Here is a 16259-nt window from a genome sequence, read left to right as displayed (position 1 = left end):
AAACAGGTCCTATCCTAGCTTGTAAGAACTGGTAAGTAATAATAAATTAGGATATGAACTAACCCTTACTTAATGTAAAAAGTAAATTTTCAACATGGTTGCCTGTTCATCGAACTCATTGGAAACGCCATGTGGAATAGAGCCATCAAAATAAAGCAGATCTCCTTTTTCCAATAGCACCTTATCCTTTTTTAGCAAATAATTTACCTTGCCTCCAAGTACATAAATAAGTTCATTGGCGTTGGTTGAGATGGGCTTTCGGTAGGCCCCAGCAGAAACGCTTACAATATATACCCTAATACTACTATCTGATGAAGGACTGGACAACAAATGGGTATATTCCAGGTTAACGGAATCTTCACGGTCTTCCTTGGTCCCCGTTCCATTTTTGATAACGATATAATCTCCGTTAACACTGGATGACAGATCCAGTTCGGACAGATCGATACTCAGGGTCTGCATTATTTTTAAAAGTACCGGTAGGGATGGCGTGGTTCTTAAATTTTCAATTTTAGAAATTAATCCGGCACTAACACCGGTTCTTTTAGCTACTTGCTGCAAGGTCAAATCTCTTTTTTGGCGGGCCAATTTTAATTGTCGCCCAATATTTATAAGAATGTCATCCATTGAATTGCTGTTGATCAAGAACTTGCACAAAAATAGCAGACTTGATATTTATATTGCAAAAATAAACAAATATTTCTGTCAATTTGGAAACAACTTGGAAGTTGAACACGAACAATCTATTTAGATAGCCCGATGCAACTATTTTACAATGGTCCTGATATATTCTCCAACAGGATGGTCTGTCTTGAAGTTAAAACCCAATAATCTTGAAGCTGTTCCCGCTATTTGGTCCTGAAAAATTTCGTCATTATCCCGAACTTCTCCTAAAGGCTCTATTCCCGGACCTAATACCCCCAGCCAAGTCTCATCACAATGTGGGGCCGCTGTTCCGTGATCGGTCCATTTTTGACCTATTCCCCTCCCATGATCAGGATATACCATAATAGCCGTTTTATCCTTATAAAATGGATCTTTTTGCAGAGTTGTCCACAAACTCTTTATCATGCCATCTATAAAATGGCCGGCATTTAAGTAATTATCGTAATCCCCAGAATGTCCGTAATTATCTGTATCTGCAAAATCTATATGCACTACTTTTGGATGATTGGCTTGGATATAGGCTTTGGTCATAGCAAAAGTTAGTGCATCCGGCCTACATTCCCCAAAGTATTCCGGTACCAGATGCTGTAATTCATTAGCCAAAATTTGGGCCTCGGATAAATTGGCTCCAAGTACATCTTCCCCTGGCAAATTAACCACCATACCATTGCGGTCCCTATTTAATATTCTGCCCAGGGCATCCCAAGAAGCAAATGTAACTACCTTATTGGCATATCCCTTATGACCATTGATAAATTCCAAAACATTAATATTGGGATTATTCGGAAAGGCATTGGAATTAATATTGGGGTCGTAAAAACCACAGAGGGTCTCACTTCTTCCAGGATAGGAGAACCAATACTCATTTCTGAGACTTACCTTACTGCCAAGATCCCGGTTACCATAAACCTGACCCCTTACGGCAATTGTCTCCCATAAAAAAGGCATAAATTTCCTGCGTCTCTCGGCTACCGAGGGCGCCCAATATTTATCATTCTTTAACAATAAAGTATCGGCACCACGAAAAACTTCCTGCCACCTTAGGCCATCCACGGATATTAAAATTAGATTTTCCACCTGACTTTTTTGGGAATAGCCGCATAGGGTAATAAGAAAGAAAATTAAAAAGAACCTACAATTCATCTTATTTGCCTGTATTTATTTAATTTGAAAATCGGTTAAAACTGCAGCATGATCGGACGGAAACATGATGGGATGGTAATCAATGACCTTTGATTCTATGGGGTTTAAACCCTTTCCTTTATAGTATATATAATCAATTCTGTCCCTTAGACCATACTTATCCGAAGAGGTAGCGGCCCTGGGAGTCCATGTAAAGCCGGGGTCGAGCAAGGGGTTAATGTGCAATTCGCGATAGCTGTCCATAAACCCTGCTTGGGCCATTTCCCTGCTCTCCGGCCATTCCACTATTTTACCATAATGGATATCCTTTGTTTCTGCCGTCCAATCCAAATGGGACCCCATATTAAAATCGCCCACCATGATTACCGGAACATCATTGGTATTTTTTAAATAGGGTGAAATTTCCTTTAGAATCTCCTTTATTTCCGCGTGGCGTGTTCCTGCTTCATCTGCTATTAATGCTTTTGGAGTTTTATTTTCTTTTATGATGCTATTGCTATAATCGGGCAAATAATGCAACCAAGTATCAAAAAATATCAATTCTTGGGAAGGACCAGTCATTAATTTTACCCCGCCAAAATTGAACGGCTTAAAGACCTTAATCGTTTCTGTAATTGGATAGCGACTCATTATAGATAAGTTGGAGCTGATTAAATAGAAATAATAGCCCAAAGAATCCGCTATTATTGCCCCAGACCCATAGGTTTCAATAAGACCCACTAGGTCCGCGTTGGTAGCTTTTATAGTTTCAATGACTCTTTGCAATCCTACTTCCTTCCCATATCGATGCCCACCGTGCCAAATATTCCATGTCAACACCTTTAAGTGTCGGGCATCAGAAGCTACTGCATAATTCTTTGAATTTGGGCTATATTGGGAGTACAACTTCTCAACGGTTTCGGCATCAATGGCAGAATCCCATACCTTTATCTCATCAATAAAACCATTAAAGGCATTCCATTGGCCATTGGAACCGTATTCCCACTTCTCATCCGAACCTCCTATTACCGTGGCGTACTGGGACTGCAAACCCTTTAGGTCCGGAGTGTTATAGATAGCGACATTAATGCCATCAAAATATATCCATGTTTCTTTTTTATTCCGGTCTACGGTAAAAAGAATTTGATGCCATTCCCCGTCGTTAATTCTTTGTCTTTCGGCAGTGGGCACATAATCATACCTATTCTTACCATCATTTAAAATTAAGGCCCATGCCCCATTTTCCCTAGAGTAAAGTTGCCAACCCTGTGTGGTGGGGTCTTCAGCAAGTTTATTCCCAATAATGGGGGCTCCCATTGCCGCATCAGCTAGGGTTTTTACCCATATTTGGACAGTAAAGTTGCCTTTTTCGCCAAAATCGGGCAACGCCCCGTTTTCTATCTTAAGGGGCCTTCTTAAAGCTGCATTGGCGGACAGATCTAAAGCCTTCCCCAAAATTCCTTCAGTAAATTGGGATTGCTGAAGGTCTACCATATACGTTGCTTCATTTTTGGAAATATGCCTTTCTTCAAAGCCAAATTCATCAAAATTCATGTAAACAATGGGCTCCTGACCTTGGGCAAGCTCCAATTTGAACATAAAAATCAGAGCCAAGACAATTGTTATAGAATATTTTATGTCCATGTTGCTATGATACAAATTGGACCATGCACTTCTAAATAATCCAACTACAACCAAGGGTATTTCTTTTCTACCTTGGAAAAAATATAATTTATTTTCACCTACAAACTTCTTGAACATGTTTTACTTTTTGCGTTTAAAATCAACCTTTCTATCGCTAATGGATGCGGAAAGCCTGGGAGCATCGGGATGGCCTTTTTCCAATGGGGTAGGTTTTACAAACTGACTTTGCCTACCTTCAATGGAAATTTGACCAGAAGGGTCCAAGCTAATGAAGGCAAAAATGGAATCCTGGTACATGGCCATACTACCATCGGAACCATATCCTTCACCTACGTAAAAATAGGAAGCACTGTTCATTTGGAAATAGTGAACATTATTTATATAACTGTGATCGTCTACGTGATGGTGCCCACAGAAACAGGCAATTACTTTTTGATAGTCCGTTCTATTGTTGGCATCATCAATAACTTTTCTAACTTCAAACCTACTGGGAGAGGACCATCCATCCCAAATTTCGTCGAAGGCCTGATGGGAAATGATAATGGTCTGTTTATCCGTTTTTTCCAAATCCTCCCTTAGCCATTCAATTTGTTCCGGGTTTACCAAGCTTCTGTTCTGTTGATCAATATAAAAATTGGCATTGCCATAATCCTCGTATCTCCCATCTTTCAGTATATAATTTCCATCCATTACCACAAAGTGAAAGTCGCCCTTATCAAAGGAATAATAATTGCTCTCCATCCCAAAAAAATCCATGGCCTCCTTCTTGGTAACCTTGTCCATATCATGGTTACCTAGCACATGATATTTTTCACCCTTATACGTATTCCAAAGATCCATGCATTCCTGTGCTTCTTCCGTTGCAAAGCAAAAATCCCCTCCTTGAATAATAAAATCCAATTTTCGGGTAGAAGCCTCTTTTATAAAGACCCGCAAACGCTCAAGTCCGTCTGAACAAAAGCCATGATGGACATCGGTTATAAAACCAATATTGACCTTGTTATTTTTAGTGATTTCATTTTTAGGAGCGAAGGCGTAGGCCCCAACATTACCCATTCCCAAGGCTAAGGTTCCCAATCCCATCTTGGCCATAAACTTACGACGTCCTTTTTCCTGCTTTTGCATGATAATCTTTCTTGTTTGTTTAACCACTTACTTTATTGGATCTGGCGGCGGCACACTTGTGCAGCCATTCTTCCCCAAAGGGATCTATACTACCAAATCTGGAAATTTCAAATTCTGAATAATCGAGGGGATTTGGCCTACCCGCTGCCATTTCAGCAATTCCAAGCCCTACCCCGCCTGCAACAGAAATCCCTGCACCACAACACCCTGAAGCTACCAAAAAACCCTTTATACCCGGAACTGCCCCCAATACCAAATGTGAGTCGGGCGTATATCCCGAAAATCCGGCCACATAATATTTAATCCCCATATCGTAAAAAGCAGGAAAAAAACGTGCGAGTCGCTCGCCATTTTCAAAAAGATCGTCCATCCCTTCATCGGCGCTAAAAACGAAATCGGTAATATCCTTGGGCACATCTTTTGGGGAAGCGACCAACGATTTCCCCTCGCGTATCCCAAACAGCAATCCCCCTCCTTCAGGTCGGGCATAGGCTTGGGCGTCCGGCAAAAGCACCATGGGCGAATTTATGGGAAACAGATCGGAGCGTTCCGTTATCCAATACTGACTTCTCACCGGTGCCATAGGAAGACCTGCCCCCACCTGGCCAGCTAGCAGGGGCGCCCAAACTCCAGCCGCATCAACAACGGTCTCTGCAAGGATGTCCCCATCAGTAGTCTTTACACCCTTCACCGTACCAGTTTCTTGTATTAAACCAACTACCTCTACCCCTTGGTGAATTTTAACTCCCCGGTTTCTGGCACATCTGGCAAAAAATGTCCCCAGCATATAAGGGTCACAATAGGCTTCGTTAGGAACGAAGCCTATTTTCAGGGCTTCTTCCACTTCCAACCAGGGTGCTTTTACCTTGGCTTCTTCCTTATTGATATAATAGGCTTCCTGATCGTATTCCTTGGCAATATCCATTAACACTTCCAGATCCTTTACCTTGGCTTCGCTTGCTGCCACATGCATCATACCGACCACCTTGAAATCCAAAGTTTCGCCTAGCTCCTCCTCCATCTCCTTGGCTACCTTAAAGGTCTCAATGGTCAACGGAATATAGGAGCGCTTGGACCTCACCATGGTCATAAGGGCCGCTGCCCTACTGGTAGCCGCGTTGTTAAGCTCATTGCGCTCCAAAAGCATTACTTGTTTTCCTGGATTGTTCTTACTAAAATAATAGGCAATGGCACAACCAAATATGCCGCCTCCTACAATCACTAAATCCGTCTTTTTCATCATTGCTACATTATATCCGAAGGACCTAAAAACAAGGCACCTCCATTATAAGCACTCATTAATCGGAACTCTGAAGGTTCCACTTTATAGCTGCCAATCCTCCTCCAATAAACGACATGATAACAAAAAAATAAAATAGATTGTCCCAACCGTAATACTCATTGATAGCCACTACAATAAAACCTGAAAACATTTGTCCTACAGACCCCATCCCATTAATAATACCAGCGGCCATTGCCGCTCCCTTGGTACCCCCAACATCCATAGAACCGGCGGTGCAAATCAGTGAATCCGGCCCATAAGTGGCAATCCCTATAAGGGCAATGCTGATTATTGTAGCTATTTTTCCATAAGGAACCATATAGGGGTGAGCTAGGCAGGCAAGGCCCAATCCAATCATCATTATGGCAACTGTACTAAATCGATTGGATTTAAAGATTTTATCCGAACTGTAACCTGCCAGGATGACCCCAAAGAAGCCTATCAGTTCATATACCGAAGACATATAACCTGCATCGCTAACATCATAGTGCAGCGCTTTCTCCAAATAGACCGGCAACCAAAAGAGAAAGGCATATCTAGTCATTTTGAGGATCATATAACAACTGGAATAGATCCAGAGGGAACTATTCCTTAACAGCAATCCCAATATCTTTAGTTTCTCCGCCTTGGCCCCGCCTTCAAAGTCATATTTGTTCTCCACAATTTTAGGCAACCCAACATCTTCCGGGTTGTTTCTAGTAAACAAGAGATAGAGAATTGCGATCACAAAGAGAATAAGGGAGGGAAAAATAAAACCTCGTTTCCAGCCCAGCTCCGAAAGGAATTCCATATCAAAAGCCGCATAGGTCGCAAATATGGTAGCTAGAAAGCCCCCAGTAACATAACAGGTAGACCACCATGACATGACTATTCCGCGCTCCGTTCTTCTAAACCAAGGGGTCATATTCTTAATTAATCCGCTCCAACCTGTGGATTGACCATAACCATTTGCTGCTATCAGAAAAACAATAACACCGGCAGAAAATGTCATTCCCAGGAATAAATTTCCAATTGCCGCCAAAAATAGCCCAACTGTAACCACTTTTCTGGGACCGAAGGTATCGGACAAGTATCCATTTACAAATTGCCCTATGGTATACACCAGACTGTAAACAAATATAATAGAGGCGTAGTCGGAATTGTCGAGTCCCAAATCGGTCTCCATGGAGCTCCAGGTAACCGATAAGTTTTTCCTACCAAAATAAAAGCCAGCGTAAGCGAGCCAAGTGAGGACAAATATTCTTCTCCTCCAATATTTTTGATCTGTGGTTAAATTCATGTTTGGCATTGGTTAATTTATTTAAAATTTTAAATCACATGACTAAAAAATTGGTTTGAAGGGGCACACCACCTGTACCTCTGTGCAGGTGGTGGCATTTAATTTAAATTATGGAACACGTATTAATTTGCCATTGCTTTTCGATTAAAAACAAAAAGCGATGATGAACATAAAAGTCTTGTCTGCCAATCGCTGCAAATCAATTTTCCAAAAACCCTATTTGAACAAGGTATTCCTTCAATACTTTTAAGAAATCTTCCATATCCCTATAATCGATCTGTCCTATGTTGGAAATCCTAAACGTATCATAATTATTAACCTTTCCTGGATAAATGGTAAATCCCCTTTCAAAGAAAAAATCATGCATTTCGTCAAAATCATATTTCTCGTTCTTTGGCTCTATGATGGAAGTAATAATCTTAGAGTGATGTTCCCTGTCTATTAAATATTCCAATCCCATTTTTTCTATCCCGCTAAGAAGGGTTTCCCAGGATTTTGCATATCTGGCATATCGTTTCTCCACAGTTTCTTCCTTGGTTTCTATTATAGCCTGTTTCAGGGCATAAAAAGTTTGAACAGGAGGGGTAAACCTAGTTTGATGCGTTTTTTCAAAATAAGCGTACTATGCATATAAATTTAGGTAGAGGTTTCGCATTGGAATGGATTCTGTGGCCAATAATGCCTTTTTATTACAAATAGCGAATCCTATTCCGGCCATTCCTTGTATGTTCTTATTGGAGCTGGCCGCCAAATAATCAATATTCATGGCCTTCATGTCCACTGGAATAGCCGCAAAACCGCTCATGGAGTCTACTATAAAACTAATTTTGTAGGTTGCACATAATTTCCCAACGGCAGCAATATCATTTAACAAGCCTGTAGTAGTTTCATGATGTATCATGGCCAAGTGGGTTAATCCCTTTTCTCCTTTTATTACCTCTTCAAGGGCTTTTAGATCAATTGGTTCTATGGAGGAGGATTCAAAAACTACGGTATCCAATTTATAAATTTTGGTTATCTGGCACATGCGCTTTCCATAAGCACCATTATCTATGATAAGAATGCGTCCGTTTTCGGGCACAACGGAACTCAATATAGCCTCTACCGTGGCCGTTCCCGAACCCCCGAACAAAACAGTGACATAATCCTTGGGATCTCCTACAAATTTGGTAATCTCAGTGGCACAATATTCCATAAGATCCCCAAACTCCTTCTCCCTAGGGCAGATATCGGTAACAACTTGGGCCAATTTTACAGAATCGGTGGTAGTTGCCGGACCGGGGTTGAGCAACACATTTCTTTTTATTTGCATTTCGTATTTGTCGATTAAGATTTTTGAATTACTTAAATTATTGTAAAAATTATAGCTCCTTACTTAGGCAATATCCCATGGTAGGGAATAGGTCTTGACATAGGTATAGCCTTTCATGGTCTCAATGACCCCTTCCTTGTACCCCAAGCCAGAATCCTTTACCCCTCCAAAGGGCGTCCATTCCAAACGGTAACTGGGTGCTTCATTTACATTTACGGTACCCGTATCCAATTCGGTAATTACACGCTGAATGGATGGCCAGTGATTACTGACAACACCACCTGACAAGCCATATGGCGTGTCATTGGCAATGTCTATGGCCTCATCCAAAGTTTTAAATCTAATTATCGGGGCAACCGGACCAAAGGTCTCTTTGGCCACTACTTCGTGGGCATTTTGTACATGGTCCAAGACCGTGGGCGCATAAAGTGCACCATCGCGTTTATGACCGGCCAATAATACCGCACCATTATCTATGGCATCTTGGACACGCAATTGCATCTCCTTTGCGGATTCTTCGGTAATCACTGTACCCATGTCATTTTCCGCATCATATGGATCCCCATATTTTAAAGCTTCCACCCGGGCGGTTAATTTAGCGGCATAATCATCCGCTATACTCTCATGCACCAAAATCCTTCGGATGGCGGTACAACGCTGGGCCGAATTTTTAAAGGTTCCAGACATGGTTACCTCAACTGCCTCATCAATATCGGCATCTTCAAGAACCAACAATGCCGAACTACCTCCCAACTCCAAAACCAATTTTTTATATCCTGCTTTGGAGGCTATTATTTTACCGACCTTGCTACCACCGGTAAAGGAAACCATGGTTATTTCCGGATGTATGGTCATCATTTCTGCAGTTGCTTGGACATCCGCCCCATTTATCACGTTCAACATATTTGGTGGCAGACCACAATCCAACGCCAACTGTGCAAAATAATAAGCCGATAAGGGAGTTTTTTCGGACGGCTTCAAAACCACCGTATTGTTGGTTGCGATAGCTGGTGCTATCTTATGCACCACCTGGTTCATAGGATGATTGAACGGGGTAATACAACTAATGAGCCCCAAGGGCACACGAGTGGTATAGATTCTTCTGGGCTTACCGTTTTTGGATACATCGCAAGGGAATACTTGGGAATCATCGTCCAAGGCCTTCATGGCCGAAAATCTGAGTACATCGGAAACCCTACTGGCTTCATATCGGGTATCCTTTAAACAAAGTCCAGTCTCATCGGTAATCATTTTACTCACCTCATCGACCCGCTCTTCCAAGGCGTTCGCTATTTTATTGAGTATATCGTAGCGTTCATATCTGGTAAGGTTAATTTTTGTATTCTTGGTATCCGTCAACACCTTGTCCAAGGTTTTGGTATCTATAGACGCTACCCTGCCCACCTGTTTTTTGGTGTATGGATTATAAATATCTATCCATTCTCCAGTTTTCACCTGTTTTCCATTAATTATACTTCCAAACTCGATCATAGTAATGTTTTAAATGGTTTAGTTAGAGAATCCGTTGCTCAAAAAATGGAACAAATCGAAGTTCCTACTAGTCCCAGACGCCAATTTCTCACTGTATTCGGCGTTCAATTTCTTGTTAAATATCATGGGCACCACTTGACAGTGTTCTCCCCCATGTGAACGCAAGCCCTCCTTTACCTTATCCAATTCGTGCCAATCAGGGGTCCTACCAATGGTAGTTGCCGAATCTGCCAATACCACCAAGTCTCCAATTCTATCGCCTGGAAGTTCATATTCCTCAACGGCTTCAGCATTGGTCAGCACCTTTTCTATTCCGTCCAAAGACAACAAATACTCCTTGGCTGCCTGCAACTGGGATTTATCTTCCAAATACAAGGTACCATAACCACCTAAGGCCCCGTGATGTACTACATAGGGATCCGTGATAGGCAAAATTACCCTCGATTTAATATTTTGGGCATCCAATAGTTGTTCTATAAACTGTACTTTTGGACTTCCATCCGGATTGGTCTTAGCCTGCATTCCATGATCCGCGGTTACCCCTATAATAGCACCCAGCTTATCCAGCTCTCCCAACCATAGGTCTATTTTGGATAAAAAATCGTTGGCATCCGGACTACCTGGAGCATATTTATGCTGCACAAAATCGGTTGTAGTCAAATACATTACGTCAAAATGCTCGCGCTTCAACAGTTTGGCACCGGCTTCAATGCAATAAACGGAAATATAGGGATCATAGATACCTGGTCTTTCCTTGCCCATTAATCCTTGCTCCACGTTTTCAATACCGTTTTCTTCCAATGTGGCCTGATTGGCAAATTCTGCCGAAAAGCATATCCCTTCAAGATTATGGGCAAGCATTTTCCGCAACTTGTCCTTGGCAGTAACCACGGCTACTTTTCTTCCGTTTTTACTTAACTCGGACAATATGGTAGGAACTTTTAGATATTTTGGGTCGTTCATCATTACTTCTTCCTGAAGTTCGGTATCCCAGTAAAAATTCCCGCAAATCCCGTTGACCTTGGGCGTAACCCCTGTAACGATAGCCATATTATTGGGATTCGTAAAAGAAGGAATTACACTTTTCACCATTCCCATGGAACCCTCTTTAATAAAACGTTGCAAATTGGGCATTACCTCCTTGGCACCTTCATAATAGGGGTAAGAGGTTCCATCCATACATATTCCGATAATGGTCTGTTTTTGTTTAGGGTAATTTCTGCTATTAATGTTCATGTTCTAAAATGTCTTTGAGTTTCTCTTTAATTTTGCACTAAAGTACAAATTTTTTACTAATAGGATAATTTAATACTCAAAATTATTGGTCATTGCAAGACGTATTCAAAAGTGAATTTCCCTCCAAACCCCAACTAGGACTAATTGGAATGCACAAATGAGTCAAAGCTGTATTAACAACGTCAACAGTGCGAGGTGTGTGCTCGAAATTGCCTACCGTTTCAATAGTAGTAATCGTTGCATCCCTCCATTCTCCTCCTGATAAAATTCCATGCGCCGCTGTTGGGCTGGCATCAATTATTAAGGCTCCTGAACCCTCTGTTAATTTCCAATGTCCTTTAATATTGGCAGCCATGGGATGTGTATCATCAAAAATTTTACATTTCCATGCATCTATAGTCTCGGTTTCCAACAAACCATTAAAAACCCTCACTTCTGAAATGTATCCATTATATTTATAAGCAGCATTACCATCTGCCCCAATAGTAAAAGGAAATGCATTATCTATATTTCCAATGGATGATATCTCTGCACTATTTTTTAAAATACCATCCACATACACTTTTAGTAAACCATCCCTATCAAAAGTGGCACTGATCGTATGCCATTCGTTGTCCGTAATTTGTCCTACCTCAACATCTACCCTATTGGTGCCATCCCCTATATTTACTTTGAAATTTTTGGAACCGGGATTGAAAGAAAAAACATATCCGGGCAAGAGACCGCTATCCCAATCCTTTTTAGCAATAATGCCTGCGTCAGCAGGTACTTTCCCACGAATCCGGCATTCAATTGAAAAATCCTGGGTAGCACCAAAACTATAAGCGGCATTATTCGGTATAGAAATTATGCCATTGGATTCAAAATAAAGCTCAGTACCACTATTTAAACAATTAGTAGCCGGAGAAACCGCTACCTCTGATGTTGTTTTGGCAATTTCCTTCTTAGGGATATAATCTCCACTAACAATCATAAAGATCGTCCGCTCTTCCTCTGTATCCCCGCCATGGCTTGTTCCAATGCCTCCGTGATCGGTGCTCACAATTATTATCCAATCTTCATTTGTGTAATTGGGACGATTTTTCATAGTAATTATCAATTCTCCAATGGCAGCATCAACTGTTTCAATTGCATTAATATAATTGGAGTTATCAGGACTGAAACCTGAACCGTGTCCGGCATGATCAACATCGTCAAAATGAACAAAAAGTGCCGTAAGCTCCTCAACACCAAGTTCTGCTACTGCCTTATTTTTGACGTCCACACTAGAATCCGCAGTGTTTCTAGTAATATCTGCAAATCCATTGGCAATTTGATCATTGATCGGATGCCATTGAGATAATGATACGGTACGACTATTGGAATTATTTTCCTCAATTCTCTTAAAAAAATGGGGGTATCTTGAAAAGTTGGATCCCGAGAAAGAGTTATCCACAACCTTATGTTTGTCCTGCCAAACTCCAGTTAACATAGACGACCATCCAGGGCCACTTGAAGTAATACCCGTATTTCGGGCATCAAGAGAATAGGTACCATTGGCCATAAGTGCATCCAAATTAGGGGTACTGGCTGCTGTTATCCCATCGGGTCTGCAACCGTCTATCCCAATTACCAATACTTTTTTAGACTTTATGTTGACTTCTGTATCCTGTTTTAACTTTGCTGTGTCATTTGAGGAACAAGATAATATGGCCAACACCATTATATGGGTCATTAATTTTAATTTTTTCACATCACAATATTTATTTTATTTTAAAGCCGCAAATAAAAAGGGAGGAGCGTAAAATACCCCTCCCTAATAAAACAACTAACTCAACTCAATACCAACTAACTTATTTGTCCTTTATTTAATTAAACAAAGCTGCAACTTCTTCCACTGAAAGTGCATAATCATAGATTACTGCGCCCGCAATTTTACCTTCAAAAAATTGACCATAATTACCTGTACCGTCCTGTGCCAATCGCAACGGATTACCACTTTCTGTATTGCCAACCGCGGCCATACTTGTACTGGCAACTTCTTTACCATCTTGAAACAAGGTCATATTGGCATCCCTATCAAAAACCACGGTCAATAAATGCCATTGACCATCGTTGAATCCACCATTAAAATCGGTATCCGCTTTGGTTGTTCCATCAGAAGTGGCAACACGCCAGTTGCTACCTCGGAATGCTATGGTCAACCCCTTATTGGAGGAGCTGCCCCAGTCTTGATCCCCAATCATTACTGGATCACTATCTGAAGAAGTAGTATTTACCCAAAAGGAGATAGAGTAATCACTATCATGCCTAAAATTCAGATCTGCATCGTTTATTGTCGCGAACTGATTTACACCGTTAAAGGTAAAAGTGGACATATCATTCTCACTACTAATGGTAGCACCAGCATTGGCTACGGCTATATTCTTTATGGTACCATCTTGGGTCTTCAACTGTACGCCCGTTAAAGGCGTTGAAACACCTGCAACTTGTTGCGCGGTCAAAGCGTAATCATAGATGGAAACCTCGCCAATATTTCCTTCAAAGAATTGACCATAGGCACCGGTACCATCCTGCCCCACGCGAAGGGGATTCCCACTAGCTGTACTACCGATTCCCACCATACTTGCTGAGGCCACTGAAGTACCATCCTGATAAAGGGTCATACTTCCATCCCGATCAAAAGTTGTCACAATATAATGCCATTCCCCATCATTGAAGCTACCATCATAATTGGTATCGGCCTTGGTTACACCATCAGATGTTGCTACACGCCAGTTATTCCCCCGAAATGCTATGGTCAATCCAGGATTGGATGAACTGCCCCAGTCTTGATCCCCGATCATCACCGGATCACTGTCCGTTGAGGTCGTATTTACCCAAAACCCAATAGAATAATCACCGTTATGCCTAAAGCTCAATTCTGGAACATCCAATATTTCCACCTGGTTATCCGCACCATTAAACTCGACTATTGAACCATATGCAGCATTCTTGACCCTTGAGGTAACTTTTTCTTCAATGGCCAAAGGAATTGTTTCACCAGTACTCTTCTTTAAAAAGACAAACGTATCCACAATAGCATTTGGATCAAAAAATTTCACCTTCTTAACTTCGAAATTCGCCGCCCCAATAGAGCCATCCAAATATAAAATTTCAAACTTAAGGGTTGTTTTGTCCCCTATTTCCAGTAGATTAAGCTCTTCCAAACTAGACACAAAACTTTGGGACTTAAATTTTTCCCCGAAAGTTGGAAAATCCGTTAGCGTTTCCAGTACTGACAAATCCTTGCCGGAGAGCACCTTAATTTCCAAAGGCAACTTGGAAGTAACAACCGCCAAATCCACTATTTGACCCTCGGCATAAGACTCCTTTTGTGTTGGATCATAGGTCAATTCGGCCAATTCTTCATCCGTATACTCCGCCCCTGTTAATGGATTGACATGATAAATGTAAAATTCGAAGTTTTGCAAATATCTTTCATCAGCCCAGCCTTCTCCCTTATCATCACAGCCTAAGACAAAAACGAATCCCAAAAACAGCCATAAAAGGATCTTTATTTTATAACCCATTAATTTATTTATACTTTTCATTGTGTTAAATTTTAACTGTTCCTAATCTTTAAGTAACCATATAATTTGATCCCTATCATCCACTTCTGCGCCAAATTGCGCCCGAAGGGCTGCCCTATAATTGCTTTTGTTGTCCAAGTCTTCCGAGGCAGGGTAGGTCCAACGTACTGGATACCGAGTAATACTATTGTGCTCACTACTAAATAAATAGGTAGGCACCCCGGTTCGGCGTGTGGTAAAAAAGGATTCGTGATCGGTATTTTCAGCAAATGCCAAATACTTCTGCTCCAAAATTCTGGTTAATCCTGCCGCACCAGTAACATAAGGTTGCTTATTGGTCAAATAGGTCGTAATTTCAGATGCATCCACACTATAAAATTCCATGGAAGCAGTAACTCCATTATCGTAATGTAACTTGGCGTCCACTGCCGCCCATCCTCTATGCGCTCCTTCGGCAATGTGCAGTTCCTGTTCCCAATAGCTCATGAATACACCAGGCTGGCCAACGTAATTCCAATATTTGTCGAAATTTGGAAATGAAAAGTCCCCATCCAATTTTTTAGCAGAATTTTCTGTTGCTGCTCCTGATATATCTGCACCGGCATACGCATTATAATCTGCACGTACTTCGGCCTCAATTGGATTGGCGTCCAATGCATCCTGGGTTGGATCTGCCACTTTCATTAACCTTGGATCTTCTTTCCCTTTAAGCAAGTCAATATAAGTACTTGCATAGACCACAGCATCCCTATAAACAGCTTGGTCCGGGTTATAGGTCTGCCTAAAGCCGTCCTCATTGCTATAAATTAATTGTGCATTATCCTCTAATCCTGTCAATAAGGGATAAGTATCAGGGTTATTTACGATATTGGCAAAACGACCCTTTACGTTAACATCTGGATCATTTTCTTTTTTACTTAAGGACAGCAAAATTCTCAAGGTATAGGCATTTATCAATTTCTGCCATTGCCTTAAATCCCCATCGTAGTAAGGATCCCCTTCGATATTTACACCTGGGTTTGCATTAAGAAATGTGGCCAATTCACTATTGGCCTCGTCCAACCAATCCAAACTCTGAATGTAGACCGATTTTTGGGTATCGTATTTTGGTTGGGGCTTATCTGCCCCAAGACCCGCTTCCGACATAGGTATATCTCCCATTCTCCTTGTCATTTCAATATACATTCTGGCCTTAAGAAACTTTCCAATTATGGCATATGCGGGTGCCCCGGCAGCGTCGGCCTCCTTGGTCATTTGAATAATATTTCTCAAAGTGGAATAATCAAAGCTCCCACCAAATCCATTATTAAAATTCGGAGAAAACACATTGTCCGTAGCAATCCACAAATGATATTGCATTTTTTCATAAGTATCACTAAACGATCCCGTGGCTCCCGGAACAAGCGTTGTAAAAATTAAACTTGGCGGTACGGAATTGGGTTCGTTGGGATTTTCCCTCAAATCCTCATAATCCAAACAGCTAACTAGCGATCCCAAAAGGAATACCATTAGCGTTATTCTGAAAATTATATTTTTTGTCATGATGAGTTG

Annotated in this window: 13 protein-coding genes; all 13 read right to left on the bottom strand. The window is 41.3% G+C overall.

Translation table 11 applies throughout. The features are described 5' to 3' along the window. Positions 1 to 69 precede the first annotated feature (69 nt). The gene (locus tag B9Y87_RS00190) at positions 70 to 627 is read right to left on the bottom strand and encodes a helix-turn-helix domain-containing protein (protein WP_085495047.1); all 558 of its coding nucleotides are present in this window, start codon (positions 625 to 627) and stop codon (positions 70 to 72) included. A 138-nt stretch (positions 628 to 765) separates the two neighbouring features. After that, positions 766 to 1743, bottom strand: coding sequence for an alkaline phosphatase family protein (locus tag B9Y87_RS00185; RefSeq protein ID WP_176225566.1), 978 nt, complete (start codon positions 1741 to 1743; stop codon positions 766 to 768). A gap of 81 nt (positions 1744 to 1824) precedes the next feature. Then, a complete protein-coding gene (locus B9Y87_RS00180) occupies positions 1825 to 3549 on the bottom strand; it encodes an endonuclease/exonuclease/phosphatase family protein (protein WP_085495042.1) in 1725 nt (574 codons plus the stop codon). Between the two features lie 3 nt (positions 3550 to 3552). Further along, positions 3553 to 4557 carry a metallophosphoesterase family protein gene (locus B9Y87_RS00175; protein ID WP_085495040.1) on the bottom strand — a complete coding sequence of 335 codons (1005 nt, stop codon included), beginning with the start codon at positions 4555 to 4557 and terminating at the stop codon, positions 3553 to 3555. Between the two features lie 19 nt (positions 4558 to 4576). Next, positions 4577 to 5800, bottom strand: a complete 1224-nt coding sequence (locus B9Y87_RS00170) for an NAD(P)/FAD-dependent oxidoreductase (protein WP_085495038.1) — start codon at positions 5798 to 5800, stop codon at positions 4577 to 4579. 55 nt (positions 5801 to 5855) lie between these two features. Further along, entirely contained in the window at positions 5856 to 7118 is a 1263-nt protein-coding gene (locus B9Y87_RS00165; RefSeq protein WP_176225565.1) for an MFS transporter, read from the bottom strand. A 199-nt stretch (positions 7119 to 7317) separates the two neighbouring features. Beyond that, on the bottom strand, positions 7318 to 7641 hold the full coding sequence (locus tag B9Y87_RS22055) for a hypothetical protein (protein WP_217807473.1): 324 nt from the start codon (positions 7639 to 7641) through the stop codon (positions 7318 to 7320). Between the two features lie 99 nt (positions 7642 to 7740). Continuing rightward, complete coding sequence (locus B9Y87_RS22050; RefSeq protein WP_217807472.1) at positions 7741 to 8430, bottom strand: aminotransferase class V-fold PLP-dependent enzyme; 690 nt, start codon at positions 8428 to 8430, stop codon at positions 7741 to 7743. Between the two features lie 63 nt (positions 8431 to 8493). Beyond that, the gene (locus B9Y87_RS00155; protein ID WP_072863063.1) at positions 8494 to 9921 is read right to left on the bottom strand and encodes an aldehyde dehydrogenase family protein; all 1428 of its coding nucleotides are present in this window, start codon (positions 9919 to 9921) and stop codon (positions 8494 to 8496) included. Between the two features lie 18 nt (positions 9922 to 9939). After that, complete coding sequence (phnA, locus tag B9Y87_RS00150) at positions 9940 to 11157, bottom strand: phosphonoacetate hydrolase (RefSeq protein ID WP_085495033.1); 1218 nt, start codon at positions 11155 to 11157, stop codon at positions 9940 to 9942. An 82-nt stretch (positions 11158 to 11239) separates the two neighbouring features. Then, entirely contained in the window at positions 11240 to 12889 is a 1650-nt protein-coding gene (locus tag B9Y87_RS00145; RefSeq protein WP_139827106.1) for an alkaline phosphatase family protein, read from the bottom strand. 115 nt (positions 12890 to 13004) lie between these two features. Continuing rightward, complete coding sequence (locus B9Y87_RS00140) at positions 13005 to 14729, bottom strand: LamG domain-containing protein (RefSeq protein ID WP_085495029.1); 1725 nt, start codon at positions 14727 to 14729, stop codon at positions 13005 to 13007. Between the two features lie 21 nt (positions 14730 to 14750). Further along, positions 14751 to 16250, bottom strand: a complete 1500-nt coding sequence (locus tag B9Y87_RS00135) for a SusD/RagB family nutrient-binding outer membrane lipoprotein (protein ID WP_085495027.1) — start codon at positions 16248 to 16250, stop codon at positions 14751 to 14753. Positions 16251 to 16259: the final 9 nt, after the last annotated feature.

This window comes from Arenibacter troitsensis (assembly GCF_900177645.1).
GTDB lineage: Bacteria > Bacteroidota > Bacteroidia > Flavobacteriales > Flavobacteriaceae > Arenibacter > Arenibacter troitsensis.
Note: the sequence above shows the minus strand (reverse complement) of the source record. Positions and strands in the feature narration are given on the sequence as shown.